The organism is Pseudomonas sp. PS01270 (genome assembly GCF_029959775.1).
GTDB classification, from domain to species: domain Bacteria; phylum Pseudomonadota; class Gammaproteobacteria; order Pseudomonadales; family Pseudomonadaceae; genus Aquipseudomonas; species Aquipseudomonas atacamensis.
In genome coordinates this window covers 26,554-41,172 of record NZ_JASCPT010000018.1, presented here as the reverse complement: position 1 = coordinate 41,172, position 14,619 = coordinate 26,554, and the positions used below count along the sequence as shown (strand labels likewise).

At 60.5% G+C, this 14,619-nt stretch carries 12 protein-coding genes; 10 read left to right on the top strand and 2 right to left on the bottom strand.

Features of this window, described 5'->3' with window-relative positions; genetic code table 11:
- The first annotated feature begins 586 nt into the window (after positions 1-586).
- From QMX86_RS08500 to QMX86_RS08480, 5 genes are all read left to right on the top strand, one after another.
- Complete coding sequence (locus QMX86_RS08500) at positions 587-1,609, top strand: ABC transporter substrate-binding protein (RefSeq protein ID WP_130928707.1); 1,023 nt, start codon at positions 587-589, stop codon at positions 1,607-1,609.
- Between the two features lie 75 nt (positions 1,610-1,684).
- Complete coding sequence (locus QMX86_RS08495; protein WP_041480351.1) at positions 1,685-2,710, top strand: aromatic ring-hydroxylating dioxygenase subunit alpha; 1,026 nt, start codon at positions 1,685-1,687, stop codon at positions 2,708-2,710.
- A 60-nt stretch (positions 2,711-2,770) separates the two neighbouring features.
- Entirely contained in the window at positions 2,771-3,613 is an 843-nt protein-coding gene (locus QMX86_RS08490) for an ABC transporter ATP-binding protein (RefSeq protein ID WP_282390389.1), read from the top strand.
- 19 nt (positions 3,614-3,632) lie between these two features.
- Positions 3,633-4,436 carry an ABC transporter permease subunit gene (locus QMX86_RS08485; RefSeq protein WP_282382913.1) on the top strand — a complete coding sequence of 268 codons (804 nt, stop codon included), beginning with the start codon at positions 3,633-3,635 and terminating at the stop codon, positions 4,434-4,436.
- A gap of 40 nt (positions 4,437-4,476) precedes the next feature.
- Positions 4,477-5,907: an amidohydrolase family protein gene (locus tag QMX86_RS08480; RefSeq protein ID WP_282382910.1), complete on the top strand. Its 1,431-nt coding sequence runs from the start codon at positions 4,477-4,479 to the stop codon at positions 5,905-5,907.
- A gap of 154 nt (positions 5,908-6,061) precedes the next feature.
- On the opposite strand, the gene QMX86_RS08475 is transcribed toward QMX86_RS08480, so the two are convergent.
- A complete protein-coding gene (locus QMX86_RS08475; protein WP_282382907.1) occupies positions 6,062-6,943 on the bottom strand; it encodes a LysR family transcriptional regulator in 882 nt (293 codons plus the stop codon).
- Between the two features lie 108 nt (positions 6,944-7,051).
- Between QMX86_RS08475 and QMX86_RS08470 the strand changes: the two genes are divergently transcribed.
- Complete coding sequence (locus QMX86_RS08470; RefSeq protein ID WP_282382904.1) at positions 7,052-8,053, top strand: zinc-dependent alcohol dehydrogenase family protein; 1,002 nt, start codon at positions 7,052-7,054, stop codon at positions 8,051-8,053.
- Between the two features lie 109 nt (positions 8,054-8,162).
- On the opposite strand, the gene QMX86_RS08465 is transcribed toward QMX86_RS08470, so the two are convergent.
- A complete protein-coding gene (locus QMX86_RS08465; RefSeq protein WP_243243265.1) occupies positions 8,163-9,053 on the bottom strand; it encodes a LysR family transcriptional regulator in 891 nt (296 codons plus the stop codon).
- A gap of 123 nt (positions 9,054-9,176) precedes the next feature.
- Here QMX86_RS08465 and QMX86_RS08460 point away from each other — a divergent pair, with 123 nt between their 5' ends.
- The 4 genes from QMX86_RS08460 to QMX86_RS08445 all read left to right on the top strand — a co-directional run bounded on the left by QMX86_RS08460 (position 9,177) and on the right by QMX86_RS08445 (position 14,553).
- Positions 9,177-10,277 carry an NADH:flavin oxidoreductase gene (locus QMX86_RS08460; protein ID WP_282382894.1) on the top strand — a complete coding sequence of 367 codons (1,101 nt, stop codon included), beginning with the start codon at positions 9,177-9,179 and terminating at the stop codon, positions 10,275-10,277.
- Positions 10,278-10,555: 278 nt separating this feature from the next.
- Positions 10,556-11,074, top strand: coding sequence for a sigma-70 family RNA polymerase sigma factor (locus tag QMX86_RS08455; RefSeq protein WP_051600722.1), 519 nt, complete (start codon positions 10,556-10,558; stop codon positions 11,072-11,074).
- Positions 11,061-12,041 (top strand): FecR domain-containing protein, encoded by a 981-nt coding sequence (locus QMX86_RS08450; RefSeq protein WP_282382891.1) that lies wholly within the window; start codon positions 11,061-11,063, stop codon positions 12,039-12,041. The genes QMX86_RS08455 and QMX86_RS08450 overlap by 14 nt, the downstream gene beginning before the upstream one ends.
- 121 nt (positions 12,042-12,162) lie before the next feature.
- Positions 12,163-14,553 (top strand): TonB-dependent siderophore receptor, encoded by a 2,391-nt coding sequence (locus tag QMX86_RS08445; RefSeq protein ID WP_282382886.1) that lies wholly within the window; start codon positions 12,163-12,165, stop codon positions 14,551-14,553.
- The last annotated feature ends 66 nt before the right edge of the window (positions 14,554-14,619 follow it).

Here is a 14,619-nt window from a genome sequence, read left to right as displayed (position 1 = left end):
AAGTTAACGAGGGGCGACCCTTGCCGGGTGCGCGGCGTAATGCCGCCAGAGCAATGCCCTGCACCTCGGGTTCTGTTGAGAGCCCTCTGTGCTGACCGCTTCTACTCGATTCCGGACTAAGCAGGGGTTGTGCCAACTGAGCGAATACAATCTTCAACCTTCATTCAGCACAATCTCTACGTAAAACTGAATACTTTGCAGCCATCGGTTGCGCACCAGATTGAGGCGCGCCCACTTGAATTCGCACCGTTGCGAATCGCCTGCCCACCTCCTGCTGATTGCCTCGCCCGCCGGATCCCATGAGGGCGGGCCTGCGACGGCTTGGCACACTTTTGGCTATTACCACTTTCGAGTAGAAGCGGTCAGTGCCAGCAATGGCACCGGGCATTGCTCTTGCGCCCCTCCCTGTGGGCGTACGTCCGATTGGATGCTTGAACGCGGCGCCAGCGCCCCGGGCAAGAGAGAAGTGTCAGCCGTGTAACTACGCATATACGCCCTCTCTCCTCCCCTTGTTCTCTCCAATCGGTCCCTCGCTGGCGTGCCGATTGGCGCGCGGCGGTTTTCGAATCGTTGTGGAGAACACATCATGAAAATTCGCTTTGCCTTGGGTCAACCGCTTCGCTCGCTACTGGCCACGGCGCTTGTGCCCGCCGCCCTGATCGCGTCTCCACTGGCTTTGGCCAATGACAAGGTGGTGCTGCTTACTTCCTGGTATGCCCAAGCTGAACAGGGCGGTTTCTACCAGGCCCTGGCGGATGGACTGTATGAAAAAGAAGGCCTGGACGTGACCATCCGCATGGGTGGCCCGCAGGTCAATGGCATGCAGCTGCTGCTCAACAAGCAGGCCGATTTCATCGTCAACTACGACTTGCAGATTCTCAAGAGTGTGGAGCAAGGCCTGCCGGTGGTGGCCGTGGCCGCACCCTTTCAAGGTGATCCTCAGGGTCTGCTGACCCATGCCGATGTGAGCGGCCTGGATGCTTTGCAGAACAAACAGGTGCTGGTGTCCACCTCAGGCCAGCAAACGTGGTGGCCGTGGCTCAAGGAAAAATACCAGCTCAAGGACAGCCAGGCCCGCCCCTACACCTTCAACCTGCAACCCTTCCTCGCGAACGCCAACACCACGCAGCAGGCCTATGCCAGCTCCGAGTTGTTCCAGGCGTTGAAGGCCGGGGAGAAAGCCAACTTCTTCCTGTTCGCCGACGCTGGTTACCCGCCGTACGGCTCGACGCTGGCGACTCGCCAGGATGTGATCGATCAGCATCCTGAGCGAGTCCAGCGCTTTGTTCGCGCCTCGATGGAGGGCTGGAAGCGCTACCTCGACAACCCGAGCGCCAACCGCCTGATCAAGGCCGACAACCCGAACATGAGCGATGAATTGCTCGCCTGGGGCTTGTCGACGCTCAAGCAATACCGCCTGGTCACCGGCGGTGATGCCGCCACCCAAGGCATCGGCGTGATGAGCGATGCGCGCTGGCAGGCCACGCGCAATTTCATGGTCGAAGCCGGCCTGCTCGGTGCCGATGCGCCTTGGCAGAAGGCCTACACCACGCGCTTCGTCGAGGACTTGAAGGTACTGCCTGGCGCCGAACAGTCCGCCAGCCGCTGAGCCTGATTGCGAGACTGCTGAACCCAGAGCCCGAGCCCAAGAGCCGGCTGAACGAATACCGTGAGGACACTTGTTATGTTGGTCACCAAACAACCTGTATTGCGCCGCTTCTGGTATGCCCTGCTGCCCATGACCTCGCTGGATGCCGGCCCGCAGCCCTTCACTTTACTCGGTGAGGCGCTGGTGCTGTGGAAGCGCCCCGACGGCACCCCGGTGGCCATGCGCGACCGTTGCTGCCACCGCACCGCCAAGCTCTCGAAAGGTTTTGTCAGCGAGGACGGCAACATCGCCTGCGGCTATCACGGCTGGGAATACGACTGCACCGGCACCTGCGTGAAGATCCCGCAAAACCCCGCTGGCATGATTCCGCCGGGCGCCTCGGTCCAGGCCTTTCACTGCCAGGAAAAATACGGCTACGCCTGGGTTGCCCTCGACGATCCTCTGCAACCAATCCCTGAGTTTCCCGAGGATGGCGCCCCGGGCTACCGGCGCATCTTCCAGTTTTATGAAGAGTGGAAAACCAGCCCGCTGCGGGTCATGGAAAACTCCTTTGACAACTCGCATTTTTCCTTCGTCCACAAAGCCAACTTCGGCCTTTTCGACCAGCCCGCGCCGGCCGGCTACGAGTTTCGCGAAACCGACTACGGCTTCGAGGCGGAGACGCGGGTGCCGATCCGCAATCCTGAGGAAAGCTATCGCATCACCGGCACCCGCGAGCCGATCACCCAGCGCCACCTGATCAACCGCTATTACCTGCCCTTCTCCCGGCGCTTTGGCTGCATGTACCCGGACAGCGGCATCCACCACATCATCTACAACTGCGCGACGCCCATGGAAGACGGGCGCCTGATGCTGGTCCAGTGGTTGTATCGCAATGACAGCGAAGAGCAATGCTCGACCCAGGAACTGATCGACTGGGACGCAGCGATCACCGCCGAAGACCGCGACATCCTCGAAGCCACCGATTACGACGCCTGTGTCGATACTCGCCGGCGAGTGGAACTGCACATGCCGTCGGACAAGCCTGGCCTGGTGATTCGCAGGCAACTGCTGGGCCTGCTCGAAGCCCACGGTGAAAGTGAAGTGTTCCTCAGCCATTGAAGTCAGCGCCCCGGTGTGCCGGGGCTTTACCGGACGCTCATGACCCAAGGGGAGAGCGCTATGTTGATGCAAACCATAACTGGGGCCAACGCCCTGCCACAGGCGTTGCCACGGGGCGACAGCGTCGGCGTGCAAACGCCACTGTTCGCCAATCAGGTGGAAAAAACCTACAGCAACGGCACCCAGGCCTTGAGCCGGGTGAAGCTGGCCATTCAGCGCGGCGAGTTCGTTTCATTGCTCGGCCCGTCGGGCTGCGGCAAGAGCACCCTGCTGAAAATGTTCGCCGGCCTCGAAAAGCCCTCCGCCGGCCACGTGCGCTGGTGGGGCAAGGACAGCCCGGCCAGCCCGACCCAAGGGCAAAGCCTGGCGATGGTGTTCCAGGAGGCGACCCTGATGCCTTGGGCGAAGGTCAGCGACAACGTGCGCCTGCCGCTGGATTTGGCCAATGTGCCCAAAACCCAGAGCCAGCCAAAGGTCGACGCCGCCCTTGCCCTTGTCGGCTTGGACCGCTTCAGCCAGGTGTACCCGCGGGAACTGTCCGGCGGCATGCAAATGCGAGCGTCCATCGCCCGGGCCTTGGCCACCGAGCCCAATCTGCTGCTGATGGACGAGCCCTTCGGCGCCCTGGATGAGTTCACCCGCAACAAGCTCGACAGCGACCTGCGTCAGCTGTGGGCTAGCCGCGACCTGACCGTGGTGTTCGTCACTCACAGCATTTTCGAGGCCGTCTACCTGTCATCGCGGGTGGTGGTGATGGGTGCGCGCCCGGGCCGAGTAATCGCCGACATCGAAATCGACGGCCCGTTGGAACGAGACGAGGCCTACCGCACCTCCCCGGCCTTTATCGCGCAGTGCGCACGCCTGTCCCAGCTCCTGGCCCAGGCCAATGGCGATCCTTGCTGACTTTATTGAGAGCCCGCTCATGAACCCGTCCTTTACTCCCTGGTTACGTCACCCCACGGTGTTGCGCATCGTCTCGCCGCTGCTGCTCGGCGCGTTATTGCTGGGTCTGTGGCAATTGGCATGTGTGGCCTGGAAGGTGCCGGTGTATCTGGTGCCCTCCCCGGTCGATATCGGCCGCACCCTGATCAGCGATGGCCCGATGCTGTTCGGTGCATTGTGGATGACCTTGAAGATCACTTTTTTCTCCTTTGCCCTGGCGGTGCTTATCGGCACCCTGGCGGCCTTTGTGTTTGTGCAGAGCCGCGTGCTGGAAGCCAGCCTGTTTCCCTACGCCATCCTGTTGCAGGTGACGCCGGTGGTGGCCGTGGCACCGCTGATCATCATCTGGTGCAGCAACACCACGCTGGCGTTGATTATTTGCGCGACCCTGGTGGCGATTTTCCCGATCATCGCCAACACCGTACTCGGCTTGCGCAGCGTCAACCCCGGCCTGCTCAATCTGTTCCGCCTGAACCGCGCCAGCCGCTGGCAGGTGCTGTTGCGCCTGCGCATTCCCAGCGCCCTGCCGTGTTTTTTTGCCGGGCTGCGCATTGCCAGCGGGCTGGCGTTGATCGGCGCGGTGGTGGCGGAGTTCGTTGCCGGCACCGGGGGCACCGGTGCAGGGCTGGCGTATCAGATCCTCCAGGCCGGCTTTCAACTGAATATTCCAAGGCTGTTCGCTGCTCTGCTGCTGATCGCCTTGACCGGTGTCGCGTTATTCAGCCTGATGGCTGTGCTGGCCCGGTTGAGCCTGCGCAACTGGCATGAAAGCGAACTCGGCTGACCCTTTGAATCCGCCGCAGGCGCGGCGTATGGAGCCTCACATGAAGATTCAAAATAGCTGGCTGGTACGTAACGCCAGCGCCATCCTCACCGGCTTGTCCGGTGCGGCGGCGCGCCACGCCGGGCCTGATATCCGTATCGTCGACGGCCGCATCAGCGCCATCGGCACCCTGCAACCCCAGCCCGGCGAGCGAGTGCTGGATGCCACCGATTGCGTGGTCTACCCGGCGTGGGTCAATACCCACCATCACCTGTTTCAGTCGCTGCTCAAAGGCATTCCCGCTGGTATCGACCAGAGTCTGGGAGCCTGGCTGGGTGCCGTGCCCTATCGCTATCGCGGCGCGTTTGACGAGCAAAGCTTTCGCCTCGCCGCGCGCATTGGCCTGGTCGAATTGGCACGATCCGGCTGCGCCACCGTCGCAGACCATCATTACCTGTACTTGCCGGGCATGGACTTCGACAGTGCCGAGGTGCTGTTCGAGGAAGCCGAACGGCTGGGGCTACGGTTTGTCCTCTGCCGTGGCGGCGCCACGCAAGCACGGCAAGCCGAAGGCAAGTCCGTGGCCGGGCCGGAGACCCTGGAGCAATACCTGGACGACGTCGAGCGTCTGGTGCGGCGCTACCACGACCCGGCCGCCGATGCCTGGCGGCGGGTGGTGATGGCGCCCACCAGCCCGCCCTACTCCATGCCTGCCGAACACCTGCGCGAAACCGCCCAAGTCGCCCGCCGACTGGGAATTCGCCTGCACAGCCATCTGAGCGAAACCGTCGAATATCAAAATGAGGTGCAGCAACGCCACGGCATGTCGCCAGTGGCGTTCTGTGCCGAGCACGAGTGGCTGGGGCCGGACGTGTGGTTCGCGCATTTGGTGAAACTCGACGCCGAGGAAATCCGCATGCTCGGGGCCAGCGGTACGGGCATTGCCCATTGCCCGCAAAGCAATGGCCGCCTGGGCAGTGGCATTGCCAATGTGGTGGCCATGGAGGCTGCGGGAATGCCGGTGTCGATTGGCGTGGATGGCGCCGCCTCCAACGAGGCCTGCGACATGATCAGCGAAACCCACGCCGCCTGGCTGATGCAACGGGCCAGACTTGGCGAACAGGCCCGCCCGCGTTATGCCGGCGGTGACGAGGAAGGCGGTGCCAGCGCGGCCACGGTGGAAGACGTGGTGCGCTGGGGTACGTCTGGCGGGGCTCGGGTACTGGGGCTGGACGCCGTGGGCAGCGTGCAAGTGGGCATGGCGGCCGACCTGGCGATCTACCGCCTGGACCAGCCGCGATACTTCGGCCTGCATGACCCGGCGATCGGGCCGGTGGTGGGCGGAGGACGCCCGACGTTGCGCGCCTTGCTGGTCGGTGGCCGGTTGACCGTACACGACGACCAGTTGCCTGACTTCGACCTGGCCGAACTCGGCGCCCAGGCCCGGGACGCGGTGCGGCGGTTGCAGCAGGCCACAGGCGTACGCTCATGAGCTGATCTCCCCGGCACGTGCTGCCGTGCCAATACTCGGCCGTATCAAATGTCTGGTAGATGGAAAAATACGCCAGTAATCGACTTGGGACTGTCATCAGATAGTTTCAGGTTCCCGGAGAAGAAAGCAGCGGACGGCGTATCACAAGGCGCTGCTACAACAATTGCTCGCGTAGAAAATCGACGAACGCCATCGTCCGCGCTGAACGTCGTCGCTCGCGGCTGAGTACGGCGCTGACAGGCAGCGCGCTGGTCTGATAGTTGTCGAGTACGGTACTCACCCTGCCCTGCTCGACGTCAGCTGTGAACAGCCATTGCGGTGAGAGGGAAATACCCAGCCCGGAGAGCACCATTTCGCGGATGGCCTCGCTGCTGTTGCTGGTGACGTTGCCCTGGATACCTACATCGAACGCTTGGCCGAGGTGCGTAAAGTGCCAACGGTCGTAATGCTCCAGCAACGTGAAGCCGATGCAGTTGTGTCCTGACAGTTCGCTGGGCTCACGTGGCACGCCGTGTAGATCCAGATAACCGGGCGCCGCATAGACACGCCGTGGGCTATTGCCCAGTGGCAGTGCCACCAATCCCTCGCTCTTCACTACACCAATGCGGATCGCCAGATCGATGTTTTCCTTGAGCAGGTCTTCATTGTGGTCACTCAGCCGCAGGTCAATCCGCACATCAGGATGGCGTTGCAGGAAAATCCCTATGAGCGGTGCGATGCATAACCTTCCATAGCTGACCGGGGCGGCGACTCGTAAAGGGCCGGCAATCTGCTCCTGGCCACTGGTGAAGCTTCGCGTGGCAGTTTCGACGTGGCCGAGAATTTCCTGGCAGTGGTCGTAGAAGCGTTGACCTTGGTCGGTCAGGGCCAGGTGCCGAGTGCTGCGTGCGAACAATGGCCCACCCAGGTACTGCTCCAGCGCGCGCACTTGTTTACTCACCGCCGGCTGCCCCATGTTCAGTTCACGGGCGACCGCCGAGAAAGACCCGCGCTCCACGACGCGGACAAAGACATGCATGCTGTCGAACAGATCCATCGACGATTGGTTCTCTTTGGGGAATAAGTCATATGCAAATTGGGTTTCTTATCGGAATGATTAAAGCGCGGCAATCTGTAAGCGTCCATCCCAACACAGGTTCCCGCCATGAAACATTCCATGCTTGCCGCCATCGCCGAGTCCGCTCAATCCCCTCTGGCCATCCGTCACATCGATCGCCCTGTTCCCGGTAAGGGGCAAGTACTGGTCAAGGTTCACGCCGCAGGGGTCAATCCGCTCGATACCAAAATTGCCGCCGGCGCAGGGGCTCACGCCCGCCAAACGCTGCCGGCCGTGCTCGGCCTTGATCTTGCCGGTACGGTGATCGAAACGGGCGAAGCGGTCGAGGGGTTCACCCCGGGTCAGGAAGTCTTCGGCATGCCCGGCGGGATCGGCGGTGCCCAAGGCACCATGGCCGAGTACATTGCCGTGGATGCCCGCCTGATCGCGGTCAAGCCACACACCCTCAGCATGCGTGAGGCGGCTGCATTGCCTTTGGTATTCATCACCGCGTGGGAAGGTTTGGTCGATCACGCCAATGTCCGCTCCGGTCAGCGTGTCCTGATTCATGGGGGCGCGGGTGGGGTCGGCCAAGTGGCCGTGCAACTGGCCAAGGCACGCGGTGCCGATGTCTACGCCACCGGTTCGGCGGGCAGTCTCGACTTCATACGCTCGCTGGGGGCTACAGCGATCGACTATCAGGCACAGAGCGTTGAGGATTATGTCGAGCACTACACCGCCGGCGAAGGGTTCGACATTGTCTACGACACCGTCGGCGGCAGCACGCTGGATGCATCATTCAAAGCCATCAAAGCCTATACCGGGCACGTGCTGAGCTGCCTGGGTTGGGGCCAGCACAGCCTGGCACCGTTATCGTTCAAAAGTGCCACCTACTCGGGCGTCTTCACCCTGGCGCCACTGCTCACCGGCAAAGGACGCGAACATCACGGCGCTATCCTGCGCGAGGCCGCTGCGCTGGCCAATGCGGGTCAACTGACGATCCGCGTGGACCAACAGCACTTTGCGCCGCAAGACGTCAATGAGGCATTTCGCCAAGTCGCTGAAGGCCGCGGCAAGGGCAAGACGGTCATCGAGTTTGTGGGTGCATAGCCTCTTGTAATCCTTTCAGAACGCAAACGGCCAAAACCGTCTGCCTTTGGCCGTTTGTTGCCACACAGCAATAACCGCTTTCGGCCACAAGCGGACATTCAAGATACGGTTAGATGCCCTGAAGCCGCGAAGTCATTTCAGCTTCGAGCGTCTGCAGGAAAACTTTCACTCTAGCGGGAACATACTGGCGGGTCGGGGTGACGGCCCAGACAGACAACTGTTCCATGCTCCCGTCAGTCAACTGGATTTCCTTCAGAGAACCTTCTCGTAATTGGGGCAAGACGTCCCAGTATGCGAGCATCGCAATGCCCAGGCCTTCGATTGCAGCATCGCGTACGGCGCCAACGTTACTAATCATCACCCGCCCCTGTACCCGCCGCCGAACGATCTCGCCGTTCACCACAAAAGGCCATTTCGGTACAGCCTGAAGAACAATGCACGAGTGCTGATCAAGCTCCGCTACGGTGCAGGGCGTGCCGTGCTGTCGCAGATAGTGAGGGGCCGCACAGAGAACGCGTGGATTGGGTGCGATACGCCTGGCAACCAGTTCGGAATCGGCCAGAGGCGCCACGCGCAGCGCGAGGTCAAATCCCCGCCCCACCAGATCGACTACTGTATCGGAAACATCGAGCTCCACCTGTAGATCAGGGTATCGTTGCAACAGTTTCGGCAGCATGGGCAAGACAACGGATTGTCCAAAAACACTAGGTGCCGTCATCCGCAACAATCCTGTCACCCGGCTCGACGAAGGCTGTAACTCCCCAATCGCACTCTCCTCTGCCTCGATCATGGTATGCGCATAGGGAAGGAATGCTTCGCCCTCGGCAGTGAGCGACACTGCTCTGGTAGTGCGTTGAAACAGCCGCACCCCCAATTCCCGCTCGAGCGCAGTAATACGCCGTGACACCTGCATGGGCATTACATCGAGTCTGCGCGCCGCATCCGACAGGCTGCGCGCAGCCGCGACAGCAAGAAATATGCGCAGGTCAGTAGTCAGCATGATTGCATCCTTTTCCGTTATACCGGCTTCACACAAAGTCGGCTTGGTCGAGCCCCAACCCCTCCGTACTATCTATCACAGCAGGCAATTACGCCTTGGTACGCTTAGAAACGAGGTGCAGCCATGAACCACTCGTCCCCATCGATTTTAACGCCATACGATATCAAGAATTTCACCCTCCGCAATCGCTTGGCGGTCGCCCCCATGACTCGCGTCAGCGCCACGCAAACCGGCGTAGTGACCGACACAATGGCGCGCTATTACGAACGCTTCGCCAAAGGCGGGTTTGGATTAGTCATTACCGAAGGGATCTACACCGACCAGTTTTTTTCTCAAGGCTACCCCTTCCAGCCAGGCTTGACGGACACGGAACAAACTCTCGCATGGCGCGCGGTCACAGACCGAGTGCACGTTGAGGAAACTGCGATTTTCGCGCAAATCATGCATGCAGGGGCATTGAGCCAAGGGAACCGCTTCAACCAATGTACCGCCGCGCCCTCGGCGATTCGCCCAAAAGGCGAGCAGATGCGGTTCTACTATGGAGAAGGCAAGTACCCGGTGCCCACCGCGATGACGGACGAAAACATCGCTGATGCCATTGCTGGCTTCGCTCAGACTGCGAAGCGGTCAGTTCTGGACGCGGGCTTCGATGGTGTCGAGATACATGGAGCGAATGGTTACTTGCTTGACCAATTCCTCACCGATTACACCAATCACCGCAATGACCGCTGGGGTGGCAACACGCAACAACGCATCGGGTTAATTCTGGAAGTAATCAAAACCGTCCGGGAAACCGTGGGGGCTTTTCCCGTTGGCGTTCGTATCTCTCAAGGCAAGGTCAATGATTTCGGGCACAAATGGTCGAACGGCGAACACGATGCCGAAGTCATTTTTGGCTCCCTCAAGGACGCCGGGGTCGACTACATCCATGTGACCGAATACGAGGCGTGGCAACCTGCTTTTCCCTGCAGCTCAGAAAGCCTGGTTGCGTTGGCACGTCGTCATGCGCCCGGGGTCGTGTTGATCGCAAACGGCGGCCTGCACGACGAGGAACACTTCGACGCCGTACGGGCCGACGGGGCAGATATACTGGCTATCGGAAAGGCAGCACTGGCGAACCCAGACTACCCCAACCGCCTTGCCGATCGCCGCCCTCTGGCAGCGTTTGACGCGTCGATTCTAGGCCCTATCGCAAATATCAAGGAAAGTGAGCTGGCCATGTAAGTCAACTGACGGCTGCTTAGGGCTGCCTCCCGATAACTCGCTTTCGGTCGATTTCAGCCAGTTACGAAAGGCAGCCATTGCCCGAAGGCGGACGCCTGTGAGCGGCCACTATCGGCCAAGAGCGGTCCTTGGCAAAAGCCTGCTAACGGGCCAATTCTCCAAGTAAATCGTGGCGCCAGTTCGCCCAGAGCGGACGCTAAGCACGACGTATTTGCCTGATGGCCCAACGCCTGAGTAGAATGCGATTCATTATCAATCATGTATGTCCCGGGATGCCGATGCGTAGCGACGAAACACTAGGTACTGCAGATCCAGGGCTGCTCTATCGCACCCACTTTTCGTGGTTACAGGGCTGGCTGATTCGGCGCATCGGCTGTCGCGACAACGCCGCAGATCTGGCGCAGGACACCTTTGTGCGTGTGCTCAAACACCGCCATCAGTCCGGCGCCCTGCGCGAGCCACGCGCCTATTTGAGCAGCATTGCCCGCGGTCTGATGATTGATCAATATCGTCGTCGCGAACTCGAACGTGCCTACCTGGAAAGCATCACCTTGCTGCCGCAACACGAGGTTCCCTCGGAAGAAAGCCGGCTGATGATTCTCGATGCGCTCGAGCGCATAGACCGTCTGCTTGACTCGCTTAAACCAAGAGTACGCCAGGCGTTTTTATTTGCCCGACTCGACGGTCTGACCTGCGCACAAATCGCCGAAAAGCTCGGTGTTTCCCGCGCGACGGTGGAGCGCGACCTGGCCACGGCCCTGCAACACTGCTATCGCTTGCGTTATGTCGAGGCCTGAGCCCGAGGCGCTGGATCCGGCCATTGTCGAGCAGGCGATCCAATGGCTGGTGCGCCTTCGCTTCAATCAAGCCGATGAACAGACACAGCGCACTTTCGAGCACTGGCTGCAGCAGCGCCCGGAGCATGGGTTGGCGTGGCAGCGTGTGGAAACGCTTGGCGATGAATTCGAAGGCGTGCCGCCTCAACTGGCTCGACAAACCCTTAAGGGCGCCCAGCATGGAATGCGCCGACGGGAAAGCCTGAAGCTACTGGGCGTATTGGCAACGGTTGGCACGGCAGCCTGGCTCGGCCGCGACTACACTCCCCTGCCCTCCATGCTTGCACAGCAGCGCAGCAGCACCGGCGAGCAACGACGTTTCGAACTCGATGATGGCAGCCTTATCCAGCTCAATAGCGATAGCGCCGTCGACAGCGATTTCGACGCCCAGCGGCGCCTGATCATCCTGCGCCGTGGTGAAATCATCGTGAATGTCGGTGCGGATCAATACTCCCCGCAAGCGCGACCGTTGTGGGTGCAATCACGCGACGGGATCATGCGAGCCCACAGCTCGCGCTTTCTGGTCCGCGAGCGTGACGACGGCACTCTGGTCGCGGCCCAGGAAGGATCAGTCACGGTGTTCCCCGGCGCCAGTAAAACGCCTGCGAGCCGCAACGTCCTGGCAAGAAACCAACTGCTGTTCACCCCAAGCGGCACCCGAACGTTCAGGGACAACGGCCTTGATCTATGGGGTTGGGGTGACGGTGTGATCAGTGCGAACCATATGCGCCTCGGTGACTTCATCGCAGAGTTGTCGCGTTATCGCCCAGGAGTCTTGCGCTGCGCCGAAGAGGTCGCTGATCGACGCGTTTCCGGCACCTTCCAGCTCGCCGACAACGATCGGGTCCTGGCATTGATCGCGCAGTCACTGCGCCTGCACATTGATTACCGAACCCGTTATTGGGTCACCGTAACCGCTGCCACCTGACTCCACCCGAATATTTTTTCGCTATCTGAAAAATAATGAGGTGGTTTCTCATTCTCGTTCGACCTCTAAGGAAGGCCGGAATACAGGCCAGTCTGCCGATGTCCTTTCTTGGAGCGAGAAAATGAGTTCGTCCCCGGTTTCACAGCGCCATCCACTAAGTCGTGCCATGCACGGTGCGATCCTGGGTTTGATCGTGAGCAGCTACGCATTGCCATCGCTGGCGCAAACCTCGGGCGCTGATCACAGCACTCAAGTCAAACAGTGGAATATCGCCCCCGGGCCACTGGCGCCAGCGCTTGACCGCTTTGCGCGCGAGGCTGGCATCAGCCTTTCCTTCGACGCCTCGAGTGTGGCGAACCGTACCACGGCTGGCGTGAATGGCACGCTCGATACATCGGCAGCGCTGTCATCCCTGCTCCAGGGCAGCGAATTGCAGGTCGAACAGCAAGGCCCAAATGCTTACCTGCTGACCCCTCAAGCAAAAACCGCCGGCCCGCTGGAACTCGACGCAACGGCTGTTGAGGACTACCGCCTCGCCCCGCTCATCATCAATGCCAAGGTTCGGGTCAGTGCCGACGACGACGCCAACTCGGTGGTTGCCAAGGAGCTCTGGGTGGGCGGCAAGGTGGCCACCAGCATTCTCAATACACCGGCATCGGTGTCGGTGGTGACCAACAAGGAAATGCAGCAACGCAGCGTCAGCACCACGGAAGAAGCGCTGCAATACACGCCGGGCGTGGTCAGCGACTTCTATGGTACGGATGATCGCAACGACTATTTCCAGATCCGCGGCTTCCAGGCCACCACCTACCGTGACGGCTTGACCCTCAGCTCAATGCGCGGCGTACGCGAAGACCCATTCGCCTATGAGCGCATCGAGATTCTGCGTGGCGCCAACTCCACCCTGTTTGGCCCTGCGGACCCGGGCGGTTCGGTAAATTTCGTGACCAAACAGCCGCGCTTCGAGAAGTTTGGCCAAGGCTATGTGACCTACGGTTCGTTTGACCATGTCGAGACAGGCATCGATGTCGGCGATGCGCTGAACGACGAAAAAACCCTGGCCGGCCGCTTTACTGCCAAAGGCCAGAACAGCGATCGCGAGTACGATCACTCGCAGGACGACAACCAATTGTTTATGGGTGGCCTCACCTGGGCACCGACGGATTACACGTCCGCCACGATGATTCTGGACTACCTGAAAACCGAGAGTTCGCCCAACAGCGGCGGCTATCCACTGGATCGGGAATACGACCGCAGCAAGTTTTATGGCGAGCCCAGCTACAACTTCCACGATGTCGAGCGCACCAGCCTCAGCGGTAATGTCACCCATGATTTCGACAACGGTTTCGTGCTGCGCAGCAATCTGCGCTACAGCAAGTTGACCGATGATTTCGGCTACGTGTACCTCAGCGACAGCGCCGCACGTGTCGGTACCACCGTCGATCGATACCTGTTTGGCACCGACACCGAAGCTGACCAGTTCAACGGCAATCTGATGCTGCAATACGATGCCCGCTTCGAGAACATCGACAGCAGTAGCCTGGTGGGTGTGGAGTATCTCGATTCGACCACCAAGGAAAGCTCGGTCTACGCCCTGACAACACCAATCGATATTGCCAACCCTGTGTTTACTGGCGTTCCACGCTCAATCGCGCCGTATGCCGTCAACAAGCGAGACGCGACCACCAAGGCCGTCTTCCTTCAGCAGAACCTGTCGTTCTACGAGCGTTTCATCGTCACCGGAGGCGTGCGCAACGACTCGATGGACCTGACCAGCAAAGGCTTGCAATCCACTGAGAAAGACAACTTCTCCGAAACCTCCTACCGAGGTGCGTTGACCTATATCGTCAACGATGAAGTATCAACCTACGTGAGCATGGTCGAATCCGTCTCGCCGCCGCAGGTTGGCGTAACACCGCAGACAGGCAGGCAGTACGAAGTGGGCGTGAAGTATGCGCCGATGGGGATGGACGCACTGTTCTCCGCCGCGGTGTATGACCTGACCCAGGAAAACGTCACCATCGCCGTGGTGCTGCCGAGCGGCATCATCGAGCAGCAGACGGTTGGCGAATCGCGGGCGCGTGGCCTCGACCTGGAGGCCAAGGCGCAGGTAACGCAGAACCTCAGCCTGATCGGTGGCTATTCCTATATGGAGTCCGAGGTACTGCGCGGTTCGTTGTATGACGGCAGTTCCCTGAAGGGCAACGAGTTCGCCACGGCACCCAAGCATTCCGCTTCGCTCTGGAGTTACTACGACGTACCCGCCACCGATGTCAGCGTGGGCCTGGGTGCGCGCTACGTCGGCGCTTATTACTTCGATGCAGCCAACTCCGGCAAAAGCGATGGCACTACCCTGTTCGACGCCGCGTTCAACTACAAGATTGCCAAGGGCACCGACCTGGCGGTGAACGTCAGCAACCTGCTGGACGAGCAGCACGTGGTCGGCTCCGGCACCGCGAACTTCTACAACCCGGGCCGCGAGATTACCGCCAAGCTGAGCTACAACTGGTAAGCAGGCGGGTCAGCGTTTTTCCCCACACGGAAAACGGTGCCCGCGTTACCGCGGGCACCGTTAACT